This window comes from Microcoleus sp. ARI1-B5, from assembly GCF_036705795.1.
Taxonomy (GTDB): Bacteria; Cyanobacteriota; Cyanobacteriia; order Cyanobacteriales; family Microcoleaceae; genus Microcoleus.
The window spans coordinates 204,410-221,858 of the sequence record NZ_JAUBVK010000010.1 but is presented as its reverse complement, the minus strand read 5'-3'; the positions used below and the strand labels follow the sequence as shown (position 1 = coordinate 221,858).

Below are 17,449 nucleotides of genomic sequence, written 5' to 3'. Positions count from 1 at the left end.
AGAAACCGGGTTTCTGCGAATAATGTCTGCTGAGTACGAAGCATATAAAAAGAAACCCGGTTTCTGAGATTGTGCGATTCACGCTCGGGATAGCTGCGCTTCACGAATTTCTGTCGTTAGGTGAGGGCGGGTTTTTGTAAATTGTCGATGTTCATTATAGATGGTTGGCTCACGGGCCCTTACAGGATTATTGATAATGCTGCAAAATCTCAGTTCTACTCAACCTACACTCTAATCTCTTTTCTCAATCTGTAAATTAGCATCATTTTTACTGAAGAAAGCATCGATCGCATTTAGTCAAAATTCACTCAAACAACTCAAAAACCATGTCTACCCAATTCCAAGCCGAAGTCTTCCAAAATCCCTACCTTCATCAAGGTTCCAGAGAAGTCAATGCCATTATGACCGTCACCGTCGATGGGGATAAAAATATCAACATCGCACCTCAAACAGGAGGCAAACTCTTCGGGATTATCTGCGATATTTCCGGTTCGATGCAGGGCGCAAAAATCCACGCCGCCAAAAATGCGATGATTAAACTCGTGCAGTTAATTCCTGCGGATACCTCCTTTTTTATAGTGGTGGGTGCCACTCGCGCCCAGGTAATTTTTCCCACTTCCCCAGCCACAGCAGAAAACAAAGCCCGCGCCATCTCCAAAATTAAAGAAGTCCAAGCCAGTGGCGGTACATTAATTTCTCAATGGCTGGAAGCGGCACTAACGCAGTTCAAAGAGATGCCCAATGCCGTCAGACAAGCCCTATTGCTCACCGACGGGCAGAACGATGATTCCGACCAAAAACGCCTAGAACAGGTGCTGCAAGCGTGCGAAGGTGTATTTCAGTGCGATTGTCGGGGGGTGGGAACCGACTGGCGCGTCAAGCAGCTTCAGTTCATTGCCAACAAGCTACTGGGAACCACCGATATCATCGCCAATGCCGCGCAAATAGAAGCCGATTTCCAAGCCATTCTCGCCCAAGCAATGACTAAAACGGTGAGTGATGTCGCCTTGCGTTTGTGGACTCCCCAAGGGGCAAAGGTGCGATTCTGCAAGCAAGTCAGTCCCGAAATTGTCGATCTGACCGATCGCGCTCAATCTATTAAACCCCAAGTTTGCGACTATCCGACAGGTGCGTGGGGGACGGCAGAATCGCGCGATTACCACTTCTGCATCGAGGTGAATCCCGGTAATGTGGGAGATGAGATGTTAGCGGGACGGGCGAGTTTAATTTACACCGCCAACGGGGTGGAAACGAAAATTACCGAGGCGCGGATTCTAGCGGTGTGGACGGATGACGAACAGAAATCTACGAAAATCGATCGGCGAGTGGCGCACTACACCGGACAAGCAGAATTGGCGCAAACCATTCAGGAAGGACTCGAAGCCCGCGATAAAGGTGATGTAGAAGCGGCAACGGCTAAGCTGGGACGGGCTGTCAAACTCGCCCATGACTCCGGGAATGAAGCAACGGCGAAACTGCTGCGCCGGGTGGTGGAAGTGGAGGATGCACCGACGGGAACAGTTCGTTTGAAGCGGAATGTGGCGAAGGAAGATGAAATGGCACTGGAAACTCGATCGACCAAAACGGCACGAATTTCTCGAAATTAGCCATCCCAAATCTATAGCAGTTGACAGTTGACTGTTGACAGTTGACAGTTACATAGTACGAGAATCAATTTATGACATTATTTATGTCCTAACCTATGTGGCGGTTGCTATACAATCCAAAATCTGCAATCCAAAATCTACAATCCAAAATTCAAAATCGCATAGCTAATTATGTCAGTCTATCAGTGTCCAAAAGGTCACGAATCGATCGAATCCGATTATTGTTCGGAATGCGGCGCGAAGATTAATGGAGGTGCTGCTGTCGAAGCCAAAAGTCCACCCGTTCGAGTTGCCACAGCCGCCATTGACTGTCCCGATTGCGCGACTCCCCACGAGGAAGATAGCGGCAACTACTGCGAAATTTGCGGCTATAACTTCGTCACGGGTGCGAGTGGAGAAATTCCGATTCCCAAGGCATCAGGAATCGCATCTTCTGTTTTGGATGCGGGTACTATAGATGCGGGCGCAGCGCCTGTTCCCCCAACATCCACCTCGCCCACCGCTACAGGCACTCCCGAACTTCTCATCACCGTCGATCGCACTTTGCGCTGCGAAGGTAGCCCAGAACCGCCCGCGTTTACACCCCTAACTTTCCCTCTGAAAAAACCAAGTACCCTCATCGGACGCACTAGCGATATCCGCGCCATTTATCCAGATCTCGCCCTCGACTTGGATGATGCCATCTCTCACCGCCACGCCGTCATTCACCGCCAACCGGATGGGGCATTAATCCTGCGCGATATCGGTTCCACCAACGGTACATTTCTCAATGGGGTTGAACTTGCGCCGATGACAGATATTCGTCTGAAGGATGGGGATGAAATTACGTTGGGACATTGGACGAAGCTGGTTGTTAATGTTACCCATTCTTAACTAGCAGGCAAATCGGTAATTGATAAAAACTGCCCCACCAATGACAAATTATATCATGTCCGATAGATTACCACAATAACAAAAACGGTTCGTAGTGCGGACTTAAGTCCGCATCTTTTAACCAATTAGGAACGAAAAGTTAATAACTTAAACCACGACTACAGTCCTCTCTCCTATAATCTGGTTCGTAAAAGGAGGCTCTTCCTCCGGATCTGCGTTACCAGGAAGAGCCTGGTAACAAGCAAATTACCAATTCCCCATTACCAATTACCAATTACCAATTCCCCATTACCAATTACCAATTACCAATTACCAATTACCAATTACCAATTACCCATTACAAAATATATGAGCCAAGTTACTACCAACTCTCATCGAGCAAAAAAGCCAAATTCGATCGCAAATTGGAAAACCAAATTCACCACCCCTCAGATTCTGCGAGGGGGATTGTACCTGGTGTGGGGAGTCAGCCTTTTAGCCTTGGGTACTGCCAATGAAGCAGTGAGAATGCAGCGCGATGCGCTCGAAACGATCGGCAAAAATACCGCACCCAGCGTCTTAACTGCCCAGCGAATTAAAGATAGCCTCGCCGATTTGGATGCCAATGCTGCTAACGAATTGCTCGTCAAACCGGGCCAGAATCCTCAAGCCGCTAAAGATTATCGGGAACGGCAAGAAAAACTGTCTAAACTCCTAGCCTTGGCAGCGGAGAACATTACGGAAGGGGATACAGAACGCCAACAGATTCGCACGCTTATCCTATCGTTGGAGGACTACACTACGCAAATCGAACGATCGCGATTTGCGAACGAACGGGGCGATTCGCGATCGCTTTTGGAGGCGTATCGCAAAGCGGCAAACATTTTGGACTCGATTTTACTGCCCGCTGCCGAACAATTGCAGAAGGTTAATTTAGAGAGTCTGGATCGAGCTTATATCTCACAAAAAGCTCGATCGGCTAACCTCTTGTTCCTCGCAGTTGTTTGCAATCTCTTGCCAATTGTCGGATTGGGACTATTACAACTGTTTCTCTACCACCGGATGCGCCGCAATCTCAATCCCTGTTTGTTGGGAGCCAGCTTCTGCGCGATCGTCTTTTTCTTTTATACCACCAATGCACTAACTGCGGCTTCCTATCATCTGAAAGTCGCCAAGGAGGATGCGTTCAACTCGCTTTTGCCGTTGCGACAGGCTCGCGCTATTGCCTACAGTGCCAATGCCGATGAAAGCCGCTATTTACTCGATCGAGAATTGGCGGCTGAACACGAACGCAACTTTGTTGAGAAAATTGCTAAAATTGCCGTCATCCCCGGCAATCGGGATTTTGAGTCTGTCGCTAAGGAATTCAAGCAATCCAACGTCAAGGAAGTCGCGGGTTTTAGTGGATTATTCGCCGAAGAATTTGCCAATATTACTTTTGGTGGAGAGCGAGAAGCGGCGGTGGAAATGTTATCGGCATTTGGAGTTTATGTTAACATCGACAAACAAATTCGAGCGCTGGTAAATAGCGGCAAAAAAGCTGAGGCGATCGCACTGTGTACGGAAAACAAACAAGGGCAATCTAATTGGGCGTTCGAGCAATTCCTTAAAGAACACAAGGATGTAACAGACATTAATTTAACCGCGTTTACAGAGAATCTCGATCGGGGATTTAAAAGTGTGGGTTACGTACCCGATAAATCTCAGCAATCGAGTGATGATATTTTGCATGATTCTATGCTCGATCGATCGTTTAAAAATACCTACCAGATTGAGATGTGGAGCGTCGGGTTAATTAGTGCGATCGCTATTTTAACCTTTTTGGGACTCAATCTGCGTTTGAAGGAATATTCGTGAGCCTCCAAAGAAGTATTAGATATCCCCGATCGGATTCGGCGGTTGAAACCGCTGCTATACAAACAAAGTGTCCTCGGCCGACTCAAAGAATAAAGGGGATTGGAAACCCGAATTTGGTATTATATTGCTCGTTACCAGGCAGAGCCTGGTAATGCAGATTCGGAGGAAGAGCCTCCCTTTACCTTGCCGCTTCTGGAGAGAGAGGAGTATGGCAGATGTTTGAATTATTAAATTTTCATTCCTTAAAAGAACGATTCAATACCTTTTCATACTCACTGACAAGCTGGATTGCTTGCTCTAAAGGAGTGGGTCGAGTATATAACAATTGCTTGGCTTGTTGGGCAATTTGACTCAAATGTTCGTTTTCTGCCATCCCTTTAGCTAATGCTTTAGCTTGCAGTGCATGGAGTCGTCCTCGCAATTCTTGACGCATTTCTAGCGCAGTTTGATGGTCTGTATAGGCTTGCTGTTGAGCGGATAAATACTCTTGCGTTCTGACCCGCAAATTCTGTAAGCCAATCTTAACGGGTTGAAATATGCCTTCTTGAAACTTATTTTCTAGCCGAGCGAGCCACTGATTTAAAGCTTCAATTTGTTCGTCCGCTAAAGGCTGCGCTCGTGTCGCAGCTTCTGTTATTTTTTCCTGATACTCTGCAAAAATAGTTTGATGTTGCTGATTCAAATTAATTAAATTTTGCAGGAGTTGATGAGATCGAGCTAATTCTTGTTTAAGGGATTTTTTTTGCCGATCGATTTCCTCTAAATACTGTCTTGAGCGAGTGATGATTGGTTCAATTTCTCGCTCGAACTCATCGCTGACACCTAAAGGGTCGGAGATAATGCGATCGCCAAAATCGACCAAATTTTGCTGAGCAACTGCTAGTTCATTGCTCGTCCGAACACCGAGAGAGTCAGCTAAAGTTTGGATCGATCGCATTTCTGTTTGAGCTCGCGTCAGTTTTGCTGCTAAATGCGATCGTGCAGTCTCCACTGCGACAACCACATCTTTCGCGACTTGAAAAGCAGCAGTCATCACCTCCAGTAATTTCGCAGGTGCAATTGCATTTTGGGTTTTGGCTGCACTGAGCAAGTCTCGCTGTGCTAGAGGAATTTGTTGTTCGCCAAGTTGAATCGAATTTCCCGTTAAAAGATATTCAATTTCACGCAGTTGAGATTCTGCACTGGAACTCAAAAACTTAGGAACTTGCTTGCGGAGCATCACAGCTCGCTCGATCGTTTTCACTAACAAATCAAAATTCTGAAATAGGTCATTCATCGCACTGAGTGCGGGAACAACCTTTGCTCGTGTTTGGCCAGTTAACTCAACGTCTGACGGCATTGCAGTGAGTTGTTGATAGGTTGGCAATCCGTGCAAATCAATTAAATTTTGACTGATGCGATCGAGATTCTGTTTCCACTGAGCTAGCAGGCGATCGATTTGTTCTACATTCACGGTTGCAATTTCGACGATCTATATTTGTGCAGTAGATTACCATTTTATCAATTCAAAATCTAAATTAGAGTATTGTCTCTATCAAGATGAGTCCGGGTGTATTCCCGAAGCTGAATTTCAGGGTAAAATTGGAGTCTCTGCCATCTTCGATCGAACTCGCACTCGGGTGCATCTCATTTTTATAAAAAGCATTTTTTCTTTGAGTGCTGTCGGGAGCTCGCGTATTGTACAATACGCGAGCTCTTGAAGTGCTCGCACTATAATAATAATGCAAAACTGAGATGCTCCCTCTTCGATCGAACTCGCACTCTGCCATTCATAGGTTATTCGCGGGATGTCTAAGCTGTTGCGGCATTTAAATTGTATATTTCGATGACGGTGGAGAATTCTATCCCCCTCCCCCCTCAATCACGATATACAATTTAAATACGCCAGAGGCAATCTCGCACGATGTTTATTAAAAAATTAATCAATTATAAATATGGATCTGACGATCGCCCGACAACTCTTTTATCAAGAAATCAATCAGCCAGACGCTTCGATCGACCTAGCGAAAGCTGCGCTGTACATGGCTTTGGAAGAATATCCGAATTTTGAGCCTATGGATTATCTCAACGCACTTGATGCGATCGCCGATGAAGTGCGATCGCGCCTCCCGCCACAGAATTATCCGCTGCGGATCATTCAAACTATTAACCGCTATTTGTATGACGATTTGGAATTTTCCGGCAATAATGCTGATTATTACGATCCCCGCAATAGCTTTTTGAATCAAGTAATCGATCGCCGCACTGGGATTCCGATCTCTTTGTCTTTGGTTTATTTGGAGGTTGCTAAGCGGATTGATTTTCCGATGGTGGGGATTGGGATGCCGGGACATTTTTTAATTAGACCGGATTTTGAGGATGCTGGCATTTTTGTGGATGCGTTTAACGGTGGCGAGATACTATTTCCTGAAGATTGTCAAGGGAGGCTTTCTCAAATTTACGGTCAACCTATGGAGTTGCAGCCGGCTTTTCTCGCGCCGGTAAGTCCGCGGCAGTTGTTGGGGCGAATGCTGGGAAATTTGAAGGCGATTTACTTCCAACAGGGTGATGCTATGAGGTTTCTGGGGGCGATCGATCGGATTTTGCTGCTGTTTCCTGATGCACTCTTGGAACGGCGCGATCGCGGAATTCTCTATTATCAAATGGGGCGGTTGGCCGAGGCGCGCCACGATTTGGAACTATACCTGACAAATGCTCCGAATGCTGAGGATGCTGCTAGAATTCGCCTATTGCTCGAAAGGCTCGATCGGGATATCTGAACTTAAATTTGCGATCGCTAGTCAAGCTTGCAGCTATTGGCTCGCACAACATCGCAGGTGAAACCGACAATCTATATACTGGTGCGCGACGACCAAATCTCGCTTTTATAAGTTTTGCAAAGATATATAAAATTGTCGAAAATCCGAGTATAACATATAAATTATCAATCAACACCTATCTTTTGATAGGTTAAATTGGTTTGACCTGACTGTAAAATAACTAGGTCATTTAGGGAACTTCTGAGTCCACTTTCCCGACTGATAGCTGCGAATTCGATCGATAGAAACAGTATTTTGACGTAAAGAGGCACAAACTCATGAACTTTAAGTTTCAACAAGGTTATCTCAACGCAATGCAACAGCAGTCAGCTCATTTAACCAAAAAAATGTCAAAGCGTTTATCGTTAGGTTTGGCACTTTTGCTCTCGACAAGTGCAGTATTGCTGAGCAGCGGCAAAGCCTTTGCATTAGACAATGTTACCGTAAAATACGGTGCTGTTGACGTAACTTTACCCATGAGCGATTTGCAAAGCTTTGCACAAACCGGCAAAGCATCATCTCAACTGCAAAGCGTTTTGAGTCTTGCGAAACAAACTCCCGAATCGGTGCGCGAAATATTAACGCGAGAAGTGGCTTTAGATCCCCAAATAGTATCGCGGCTGGCAAATACTTATTTTGGAGAAATTGTTTTCAAACAATTGGGCGAGGTTGCTTATACCCCGGCAACAAAGGCACAAAGCGCGCCGGCACTGCGCGATGCTTTAGTCGCAGCTTCCAAAGATGGCAAACTATCTCTGATGGAAGTGATGCAAAATTACACTCCTCCTGCGTTAGAAGTTGACGGCAATCAAGCGATGGCTATCTACCAGCGAGTGATTAAAGATGTCCAAGATTTGCAAGCTATGTATCAGAATTCCCCGGGTTTGCAAAGTACGGCCGGTCAAGCCAGACAAATGATTTGTCAGCCCAATTCATCGGGAAGTGTGAAGTAAATAACTGAAGTTGGCTTTAATTGGGAATTGGGAATGGGGAATTGGGAATTGGGAATGGGGAATTGGGAATTGGTGCTTTCTTTTCCTATTATCTCTTACTTTTGAGCTATTACCGATGACCCATTACCGATGACCCATTACCGATGACCCATTACCCAATTACCCATTACCCATTACCGATGACAAATTACCGATTACCCATTACACCTTACCAATTTCTTGAGATAATTGCTCGGCTACCCGTTTGAGCCGCCGGAGTTGGCTTTTCATATCTTTTTGCGTCCAAGGGGCTGCAAATTGATTGAAACCAAATCTAATTAAAGGATTGGGAATTTGAAATTCAAAGCGGTTAATCAAGAGAGTTCCTTGGATTTGGGGCTGGCATTCCCAGCGATCGCATCCTTTGAAATATCCGTCAAACCCCCATACAATTAAACCGGGTTGTCGCTCCAACACAACACTCTCTAAAGTGGGTTGCAAAACGGGAATTTTTATGATAAATAAGCTGCGACTTCCTACAGCAGTATCCCATTCGCCTTGGGGATCGCAGCGCAGCAAGGGATTGAGCCATTTGTGCATTAAAGTGCGATCGACTATACAGCGCTCCACCAAGGTAGCAGCAGCGCGAATTTCAATGGATTGCTCGAAAACTTGACGAATTGACATGGAAACCTGCAACAAGGAGGGTATTACAAAACTTTGCTTACTTTATAGTCATTTATTTAGTTGTAGCGTCAATTTGTCCAGAAAGTAAAAGATTGACACACTCCTAAATACAGTGTATCATCGGGAAATAACAGTATATATACCGATTATGCAGTTAGTCGAAAGGCACATCATCAAACCAAATCATAGGTTTTATCGAGAAGCCGATCGACTGTCATGGCAGTGCAAAAATCTTTACAACTCGGCTAACTACATATACCGTCAAAACTTTTTCGCCAACAAACAAACAAACGCTCTGGCTGTTTATCGCGCGCTCAAAACCTGTTCAGATTACAAAGCACGGCCCGCAAAAGTAGCACAAAGCACCCTCGGCTTAGTCCTCAAAGCATGGATTAGCTACCATGTGGCGGTGCGAAACTATCAGGAAGACGCAACTAAATTTAAAGCCGCACCGAAAATCCCCCATTATCAAGGTTCAAGAGAGCGAAAAAGAGCAGGCGGGCGCTATGTAGCGGTATTTAATTGTCAAGCTGTCAGCAAAAGAGCCTTAAAAAAAGGATATGCTCGTTTCTCAGGGACTAATATTTGGTTGCTCTCAAAAGTCATCTCGATTCAGGAAATCCGGATTGTTCCGAAGGTGGGTTGTTATATTGTCGAGGTCGTATATGAAAAGTTAGAACAGCCTTTACAAGTTAATCAGAGAGTAGCTGCCATAGATTTAGGATTAAACAATCTGGCAACATTAACTTACAATGTGGCTGGGTTAGTACCGACAATCTACGACGGACGGGCCCTGAAGTCAACCAACCAATACTGCAATCGGGTTTCCGAGGCATTGAGATCGTTGCTGCAGCGCAAAAAACCAGTAAAAAACTTGTCAAATTGTGGCACAAGCGTAACTGTAAAGTGGATTACTACCTCCACACAACGAGTTCCGCAATTATTAAAGAACTCGTCAATCATCAAATTGGCTTGCTGGTTGTAGGCTGGAACCAGGATTTTAAAGATGGGATTAATCGTGGCAAGGTTAACTATCAGAATTTTGCCTGCATTCCCCATCGCCGGTTCGTGCAAATGTTGCAGTACAAAGGACAACTGGCCCGGATTAACGTTGTGTTAGTAGAGGAGAGTTACACATCCATCTGTTCTGCCTTGGATTTGGAACCAATTCAACAAAAATCAGAGTAGATTGGCGGTAGAGTAAAAAGGGGATTGTTCAGAACCCAAACTGGACAACTAATCAATGCCGATGTCAACGGTTCTTTGAATAGGGGCCGAAAAGCAGTCGGAGATGGGTTGATCCCAAATTCGATAGAGGGTTTTGTAGTTAACCCAGTACGGTTAAAAGCGTACAAACATTAAATTTAGGCGAGGTCTAGATTTGGTGGAACTATTCTTAAAGTTTCGTCTTCTCCATGTCAAAATCTGACGTTAACCTGAGAAAAAAATGAATGAAACTTGGCAAGAAATAACTCAACCGATATCGGGCCGGGTGGCGGTTATGTCCGATCGCCTTTTGGCACAGACCCTGCCCCCGCCGAATCCGCTGGCCGATGCCCAAAACGGAATTAACAATCTATTTCAGGGCTCCACAAGCATTGAAAATCTAATTTGGGCGATCGGCATCCTGCTAATTGGCTTGATAGTCTCAGCCCTCGTCTCGTCTTTAGTCGGGGGATTGCTCAAGAAGACTACGATCGACAACCGGCTGGCTGCTTGGATTACCGGGCGCCCGGAAGGAGAAGGATCTCCGCAAGTGGAAAAATGGATTTCCGGTGCGGTATTCTGGATCATTTTTATCTTTTTCCTGGTTGCCTTTTTCAACCGGCTGAATCTAACGGCTGTCTCGCAACCGCTCAATACATTTCTCAATCAAATTGCTGGTGCTTTGCCGAAGTTAGCCAAAGCCCTAATTTTCTTGGGAATTGCTTGGGTGTTGGCGACAGTTGCCAAATTGGCCTTATCGCGGGCGATGCGGACTTTTGGCGTAGACGAGCGCTTGAACCAACAGGTGGGTACTGCACCCAGCGAGAGTCCTTTGCTGCTGAGCGATACTCTGGCGAATGCGCTGTACTGGTTCATTTTTCTGCTGTTTTTGCCGTTGGTTCTCGAATCGCTGGATTTGCAGCAGGCTTTGCTACCAGTTAATAATTTGCTGAACCAAATTTTGGCGGCAATTCCGAAAATTCTGGAAGCTTTGCTGATTGGGTTTGTCGGCTGGCTGCTGGCTCAAGTGGTGCAGCGGATTGTCACGAATCTGCTGGCTGCTGCTGGGGCGGACAGTTTGGGCGCTCGGTTTGGAATTTCCCGGAGTTCGGGCGGACAATCGCTGTCGTGGATCATCGGTACGATCGTCTATGTGTTGATTTTGATTCCCACGGCGATCGCAGCTCTGAACGCTTTGGACATTCAGGCGATTTCCTTGCCGGCAATCGCGATGCTCAACACCATTCTGGGCGCGCTTCCCAACATTTTTACAGCAGCGCTAATTTTGGCGGTTGCTTACATTTTGGGGCGCTGGATCGGCGATTTGGTGACTAATATCCTGACGGGAATTGGCTTTAACAATGTCTTTTCTTGGTTGGGAATGCAGCCGAAACAGCCGCTGCGACTACCACCGAGTTCGATCGATCCCGACGCAACGATTCTTCAAGAACCGGATGTTCCAGTCCGCACGCCTTCGCAATTTGTCGGCATTGTGGTGCAGGTAGGCATCATGCTGTTTGCTGTGGTGGCGGCTACCGACGTGCTGCGGATTCCAGCGCTGACGGCGATTGTTAGCGGTATTGTGCTGGTTGCAGGTAGGGTTTTGTCTGGTTTGGTGGTATTTGCGATCGGCTTGTATTTGGCGAATCTGGCGTTTAGTTTGATTGCTAGTTCTGGAACTCGTCAAGCGCGGCTGTTGGGCCAAACGGCTCGGATCGCGGTGATTGCTTTTGTTTCGGCCTTGGCGCTGCAACAAATGGGCATTGGCAGCGATATTGTGAATTTGGCTTTCGGGCTGCTGCTCGGGGCGATCGCAGTTGGGATTGCTCTAGCTTTTGGTTTGGGCGGGCGCGAGATTGCGGCCGACCAAATTCGCGAATGGTTAGCGTCGTTTAAACAAGATAAGACGCCGCGTTTGTAAGTCTAAAAAAGGCGTTTGTACTTAACAAACGCCTTTTTTTTCTGCTTAATTTCATTGCGAAAACCGATATTGGTGAGCCTCGCATTTTGATGGTAAGTAATATCAAATCCGAGTTAGCCACCCGCTTTATCATATCAATTCCGGCGGCGCCGGAATGATATAGTTTTATTTTTTATCGTCCAGTAAAATTTGTAATCCCTTTAATCAAAGAAGGTTCTTCCATCAGAACTTGGCAGCCCTGAAATAATACGAATTCTAATTCATCAATATTTTTAAATGAACGATTGGCAATTGGCTCATTCACCTTCCGGCCACAGACGTTCTGAGACAGTTGCAGTTCGGGAGAATGGGAGGGCATAAATCAAGAGTGTAGGCAGAGAGGGAACTTGAACTTGTTTGCTGGCGCCGCCAAAGAGCTTGGTCAATAGTTAAAATGATGTGTTTATCTTTACCAACTCCAAATTATGCGGGCAAAATCTTCTAAGCCCTCTTGACACTATTTCAGTATATCATGCCGGTGCAACCGGAATTGATAAGCTGTTTCGCATTTAAACCACATATTGCGGGCGCTGCTCAAAGCTCACCCCACTCATTGTTTGATTGTTTCTTGACGTGCAACTTAAATGCTGAGTAGCTTGTGACACAGAATGTCGGTGTGTGACTGTTGTTGAGTGCGATCGAGGAATTTAAAAGCAGGTGGCGCTTGTACTTGGACAAACTGACAAAATCCCGATCGTCAAGACTTTGGTTACAGAGGTGCTTTGTAAATCTGAGTTAAAACTTCACTATTATTTATTCATTAGGCTAGTTTTTTCTAACTTTCTGTTGACAATCCCAGCTCATTTTTCAGATGATAAAATATACGTTTCTGCGATTCTTTATCCATCGCTTGTACCTTTTTTATTACTTCTGCTTCAGTTTTATCGGGCTTAGAACTTGCGAAGGGTGGTATATCTGTAGGTAGCCCAACACGCATAAAGTATCTGGCAAATGCTTGAGCAAGCTGCTCTCTGTATGGTGGAAGTAGCCGGATACGCTTTCCTGGTTCTCTTACCAATCTCCGCACAAAAGGTAGGGGAAGTGAATAGACGCGGCGAAAATCCACCACTCTAACTTCACGATGAAAATCAGGCAAAGAACATTCACCAAGAACGTGAAACCCCGGAAGATTCCCACGTCGTGCCTCTTCCATTCCCGCGTTTGAAGCCAAATAGCCCTCTGTGAGTTCCGAACGTTTCCAGACGGCACACAGTAGTATTTCTGTTACTTTTTCTCGACCCTTTACCAGGTCGCAGGACTGTGACATGATAATAACGTCTTGCTCCCTCCACTCCACTTTTGTAGTTATATTAAGTTTGTCTTTTGTGATATCAGCTAGGTCTTCTGGTAACTGAAATACCGGACAATCTTCAAGGATATCACCCTGTTTTATTTCTTCTTCCCCGCTCACAAGCTGATACCAGGGATACTGATTTGTTATTTCTAAAATTAGCTCCCATTTTTCAGAGTCACTGAGGTTTGAGAGCAATTCTTTGGCTTGCTTGCGACTATCAGAGTCCATGCTAGTTTTTCCTCATTCATCCCAAGGATCGCTCACAGGGATAGGTTTACTACGACCCCCATATTCAAATTCTAATTCTATGGTAGCCGCTGGCTTAAGCGGAGGATTTTCTAAGGATAAATCCCAGTCAAGAACATCTTGTTCGCGGGCAGGTGAAACTAAGGATTTATTTAGGTCTTTTGGATGAGGTAATAGCCTTGTTCGTGAAATTGATACGTCCTCAGCAAAACTTGTCCTCAAACCTCTTTCAGTAGCCTCGGGGCAGTGAAAAGATGACGAATTTACCAGGACTACTAAACTTTGATGTCTTAATCTTTGAGAGCCGCTCTCGTGAAACTTATGATAAGAGGAGTAACAAACATCTTGTGATGTTTTCCAATAATCTAGCAAACGACTTTGTTTAGAACTCGCTTGGCGCGGGTGACTTCTGGGAATCACAAGGCTCATAATTATACCTTTCCTTGTTTTAAAAGCTGATAGTAGTCTGGATTTAAAGATGCTCTAAAAGCTTCATACAAATGTTGATGAGCTTCATCCAACCATTTCTGAATCTCTGATATTTCTTTGAGATTATCAACTTCGTCAGAATTAAAATCCAGATCCAGAACTACAGCAAATGCACCTTCCTGAGTCTCGTTAATGCCTGTCTGGTGAACAAGCACTGCTTTTACGGACTCATACGAAAGGTCGTACCGTTGATGAAAAGAAGAAAGAGAGCGATCGAGAACGCCTGTTAAATTAGGATTCAATGTAATAAAGTTACTGACATCAAATCCTTCTGTCGAAATAGGAATTTGATTAATGTAGCGCAGCCCAATCCCTGATAACGTAAAATCTCCATACAAATCGATATACTCTAAAAAAATTCTCAAAATCAAAGACCGAAAATTCTCCCACAGGGGATAGGGAGCTAAATGGTTGACTACTAAAATATGAGGGCCAACTTGCACTATTGCGGTTTGATCGGGTCGCTTAAGTTGTATCCTTTGAGGAACGTTTATAATCTGCGGTAAAGCCGCACTATTATCAGCTTCAGGTTGTAACTGAAAAACAACTTCATTAACTTGTTCTCGTTCACTAAATTCTTTCCCAATCCTCTCATAGAGACGACCAGGTAGCGTCCAGTCCCAAGCACTAGATGGAGCAAACCTGAACTCACAGAGAACTTCAATTAATGGCGATCCCTTGAGCGGCTGACTCATACCTAATTCCTCTTTGAGAGTTTAACCCGATTGCGGGAGTAACTAAAACATAGACTTACATTCAAATTATAGATGTTTCCGTGAAGTTTTTAACATAGCTCCAACAGATAGTTCAAAAGGATTTAGATGCCACTAGGCGCAGCCTTGTTAGAATGCTGGAAACAAGACTATCAAACAGCTTTCTGAAAGTTAGCCATCTCCCAAAACCCCAGAAAGCAATGCTGGCACCGGCCATCCACCCACAACGCCAGCACCTTAAACTGCCCCCCACAGTTGGGAGACTCCGATCGCACTCTCAACCCATGCCGATCGCACCCCCAGCCGTTTAACGTGCAGCATCGATGCTGGCGGTGGGTTTTGTCGATCGCCAGCATCGCCCCAGCGCCCCATGCTTGCTTCTCTCAAACTGCGTTATTTAACATAGTCTGAAACAGCGTATCCAGAGAAGTACCAGACGCTTTTGCCATCGCAGAAATCACACTCGTCCGAGCAAAAGAACAATATAACCCTGCTTCCAAAAACCAAGGCTGCCCGCTGGGGTCGATGCGGAAATCAAACAGACTATAATGCCTGCAGCCCAAAGCTACATGACATTTTTTAGCAGCATCCCAAACCCTCTCTGTAATCGGGTCGCTAGGATCGACTATCCATGCTTTGGTCTTATCCTTGGCAACCAAATACAAGCCACCATTTTCATCTCGGTTTATCTTATCCTCATAACTCCGGATGGGCTTCTTATCCTTGTCCATGCTGTACTCTTCCAGCGGCAAGCAGACAAGCTCACCATCCCGAACAATAATGCCGCATCTGACTTCTCTGCCGAGTTCAATAAATGACTCTACCAATACCTCATCCGAATAACCAAATGCTGTCTTCAAAGCAGAGTCATAGTCAGATGGATTTTTCACCAAAACTACCCCCAAAGAATTATCTGCATCCACAGGCTTGAGCACTGCGGGAGGGGGAATTTTGGGAGTATCTCCGGCGCGAAGCAATTCTCCTTCGGGCACCCTGACACCTGCTGCCGCCACAACCGCTTTTGCTTTCGTTTTGTTAGCAGTCAGCGCCATCACATCTGGAGTATTTCCCACGTAGGGAATCTTCAACAAATCAAACAAAGCTCGATAGTATGTCATCCCGGGAACGCCAAACATCTGCGGTAACATCACATCGATTTTGAGTGCTGTCAGAACCTGAACTGCTTCGGCTAAGGACATCGGCTCGGCGGCGGCGAGATCCTCGCGACTCAGAGATGTTGGAAACCGCCATTGGAACTCGGGCGAAATGTAGGCAATATGAAATTCATAGAGTGCTGGATTGGCGGTGAATTCCAGACAATTTTCGGCATAAAGCCGCGATAAATCTCCGTAAAACTCATCAACAGCAGACCCCACCAAATGCAAAACACGCAATACCGACCTACTTAATCTCCAGCCAATTCGACAAGCTTACCAATATTAAAGTCAATCCGAATCCAGCCCTTAAGCTGCCGTAAATTTCCTAGCAATAGGGATGGTATATGCACATGATGAACCATCAAAAATGGCAGCGGATCGGACCAGTCAAAAATCGCATCTTTGCCGCTAGCAATGATTTGCAACCGGCGCCACGTCTCAACAGGCGACCACAAATGCGTTACCAACCGCCAAATTTCATGGTAGATCCAATAATTTGGGCGACTTGATTCGAGCGGTTGAATTACAGCAGACAAAGGCTCTGTTTCTAAATAAGCTTTTGCCACATCGGGATTGTTGTAAAACATGGTAATGGCTGAATGAGTGCGAGGGTTGCACTCGATCGCATAAATGCGTCCATCATCATTGGCTTGAATGAAATCAAAGGAAACTTGCCCAGTTAAATTCAAACCACCCACAAACCGCCTCACCCATGCTTCGATTTCTGGATGCTCCACCATTTCATAATTGATCTGAAATGCTGACGACTTGCAGCAACAGTGCAGCCGCAGTTCCCCATCGCGCACAGTGCTGTGGGTGCAGTATTCTTGCCCGGGAATAAACGCTTGCATAATCCAAGGATTGCGATCGGAGATAGGCAAATCCTTGACAAATGCCGCTGTCTCTGCGAGTGTATTGCACGGTAGTTTAGTCAGGTCTAACCTGCGCACAGAGTCGTAGGGAATGCTCTTGAGAATGTATTGGCGCTCTTGCCCTGAAAAATCAAAATCAAGCACCTGCTGCGGCCCTGTGATGCAGTAGGACTCAGGTACAGAAAGACCTAATGATGTTGCGACTGCGGAAAACTGATATTTATCATCTAGTTGCTGAACCATTTCTGGATCGACGTGCATGATTTCGCAGTGAGGCGAAAGTGCCTGTTTAGCTAGAGCATCGTAATAACTAGCAACTGGACTGCAAACTGGTACGTAAACATCTACCGCTTCTTTTTGCACGATCGCCAAAAGTGCATCAATGTAGTCCTTGGATTGAGGATTCGGTACTGTATAAAAGCGATCGACTGCCCAAGAAAATCGATGCCCGGTTAACCAGTATTTGTGTGATTCGACCAAAATCACCCGATGGCCCGCCCGATCGAACGATCGAGCTAACTGCAACGCCTTGGTCATCTTACCACCGCTGACCAAGATCGTTTTAGGATTGGCGGCGACTGTCCTAGACTGAAACGGTCTAACTAAAATTGCCGCCAGCAGGGCGATCGCCGTTACAGCGACATTCAGCGGTAGCACCAACAGCAGCAACAAGAGAGTTCCGACTGTTTTTACTAAATTCCGCAGCCGCCCGTTACCTGCCATTTTTTGACGCTCAGGCTGCATTGTTGCGATCGAAATTTTTTGCGTCATGCTTTCCT

The 17,449-nt window shown here is 45.7% G+C and carries 15 protein-coding genes; 8 read left to right on the top strand and 7 right to left on the bottom strand.

Going from position 1 to position 17,449, the window contains the following annotated elements:
* Positions 1 to 326 precede the first annotated feature (326 nt).
* The 3 genes from QUB63_RS17460 to QUB63_RS17450 all read left to right on the top strand — a co-directional run bounded on the left by QUB63_RS17460 (position 327) and on the right by QUB63_RS17450 (position 4,316).
* A complete protein-coding gene (locus QUB63_RS17460; RefSeq protein WP_332946526.1) occupies positions 327 to 1,607 on the top strand; it encodes a vWA domain-containing protein in 1,281 nt (426 codons plus the stop codon).
* Positions 1,608 to 1,778: 171 nt separating this feature from the next.
* A complete protein-coding gene (locus QUB63_RS17455; RefSeq protein WP_332946525.1) occupies positions 1,779 to 2,480 on the top strand; it encodes an FHA domain-containing protein in 702 nt (233 codons plus the stop codon).
* Positions 2,481 to 2,828: 348 nt separating this feature from the next.
* Positions 2,829 to 4,316, top strand: coding sequence for a hypothetical protein (locus QUB63_RS17450; RefSeq protein WP_332946524.1), 1,488 nt, complete (start codon positions 2,829 to 2,831; stop codon positions 4,314 to 4,316).
* A 235-nt stretch (positions 4,317 to 4,551) separates the two neighbouring features.
* Here QUB63_RS17450 and QUB63_RS17445 read toward each other — a convergent pair whose 3' ends face one another.
* Entirely contained in the window at positions 4,552 to 5,769 is a 1,218-nt protein-coding gene (locus QUB63_RS17445) for a hypothetical protein (protein WP_332946523.1), read from the bottom strand.
* Between the two features lie 481 nt (positions 5,770 to 6,250).
* Between QUB63_RS17445 and QUB63_RS17440 the strand changes: the two genes are divergently transcribed.
* The gene (locus QUB63_RS17440) at positions 6,251 to 7,075 is read left to right on the top strand and encodes a SirB1 family protein (protein WP_332946522.1); all 825 of its coding nucleotides are present in this window, start codon (positions 6,251 to 6,253) and stop codon (positions 7,073 to 7,075) included.
* A gap of 317 nt (positions 7,076 to 7,392) precedes the next feature.
* Positions 7,393 to 8,067 carry an alpha/beta hydrolase gene (locus QUB63_RS17435; protein WP_332946521.1) on the top strand — a complete coding sequence of 225 codons (675 nt, stop codon included), beginning with the start codon at positions 7,393 to 7,395 and terminating at the stop codon, positions 8,065 to 8,067.
* Between the two features lie 201 nt (positions 8,068 to 8,268).
* Here QUB63_RS17435 and QUB63_RS17430 read toward each other — a convergent pair whose 3' ends face one another.
* Positions 8,269 to 8,733, bottom strand: a complete 465-nt coding sequence (locus QUB63_RS17430) for an SRPBCC family protein (RefSeq protein WP_332946520.1) — start codon at positions 8,731 to 8,733, stop codon at positions 8,269 to 8,271.
* Positions 8,734 to 8,881: 148 nt separating this feature from the next.
* Between QUB63_RS17430 and QUB63_RS17425 the strand changes: the two genes are divergently transcribed.
* The 3 genes from QUB63_RS17425 (at position 8,882) to QUB63_RS17415 (ending at position 11,860) form a co-directional block, all read left to right on the top strand.
* Complete coding sequence (locus tag QUB63_RS17425; RefSeq protein ID WP_332946519.1) at positions 8,882 to 9,718, top strand: transposase; 837 nt, start codon at positions 8,882 to 8,884, stop codon at positions 9,716 to 9,718.
* Positions 9,640 to 9,921, top strand: a complete 282-nt coding sequence (locus tag QUB63_RS17420) for an IS200/IS605 family accessory protein TnpB-related protein (protein ID WP_332946518.1) — start codon at positions 9,640 to 9,642, stop codon at positions 9,919 to 9,921. Before QUB63_RS17425 ends, QUB63_RS17420 begins: the two co-directional genes overlap by 79 nt.
* Positions 9,922 to 10,180: 259 nt before the next feature.
* Positions 10,181 to 11,860: a mechanosensitive ion channel gene (locus tag QUB63_RS17415; protein WP_332946517.1), complete on the top strand. Its 1,680-nt coding sequence runs from the start codon at positions 10,181 to 10,183 to the stop codon at positions 11,858 to 11,860.
* 814 nt (positions 11,861 to 12,674) lie between these two features.
* On the opposite strand, the gene QUB63_RS17410 is transcribed toward QUB63_RS17415, so the two are convergent.
* The 5 genes from QUB63_RS17410 to QUB63_RS17390 all read right to left on the bottom strand — a co-directional run bounded on the left by QUB63_RS17410 (position 12,675) and on the right by QUB63_RS17390 (position 17,441).
* Positions 12,675 to 13,421, bottom strand: coding sequence for a hypothetical protein (locus tag QUB63_RS17410; RefSeq protein WP_332946516.1), 747 nt, complete (start codon positions 13,419 to 13,421; stop codon positions 12,675 to 12,677).
* A 449-nt stretch (positions 13,422 to 13,870) separates the two neighbouring features.
* Positions 13,871 to 14,623: a TIGR04255 family protein gene (locus tag QUB63_RS17405; protein ID WP_332946515.1), complete on the bottom strand. Its 753-nt coding sequence runs from the start codon at positions 14,621 to 14,623 to the stop codon at positions 13,871 to 13,873.
* A 255-nt stretch (positions 14,624 to 14,878) separates the two neighbouring features.
* Positions 14,879 to 15,013 (bottom strand): hypothetical protein, encoded by a 135-nt coding sequence (locus tag QUB63_RS17400; RefSeq protein ID WP_332946514.1) that lies wholly within the window; start codon positions 15,011 to 15,013, stop codon positions 14,879 to 14,881.
* A gap of 11 nt (positions 15,014 to 15,024) precedes the next feature.
* Complete coding sequence (locus QUB63_RS17395; RefSeq protein WP_332946513.1) at positions 15,025 to 16,035, bottom strand: D-alanine--D-alanine ligase family protein; 1,011 nt, start codon at positions 16,033 to 16,035, stop codon at positions 15,025 to 15,027.
* 11 nt (positions 16,036 to 16,046) lie between these two features.
* The gene (locus QUB63_RS17390) at positions 16,047 to 17,441 is read right to left on the bottom strand and encodes an ATP-grasp domain-containing protein (protein ID WP_332946512.1); all 1,395 of its coding nucleotides are present in this window, start codon (positions 17,439 to 17,441) and stop codon (positions 16,047 to 16,049) included.
* Positions 17,442 to 17,449: the final 8 nt, after the last annotated feature.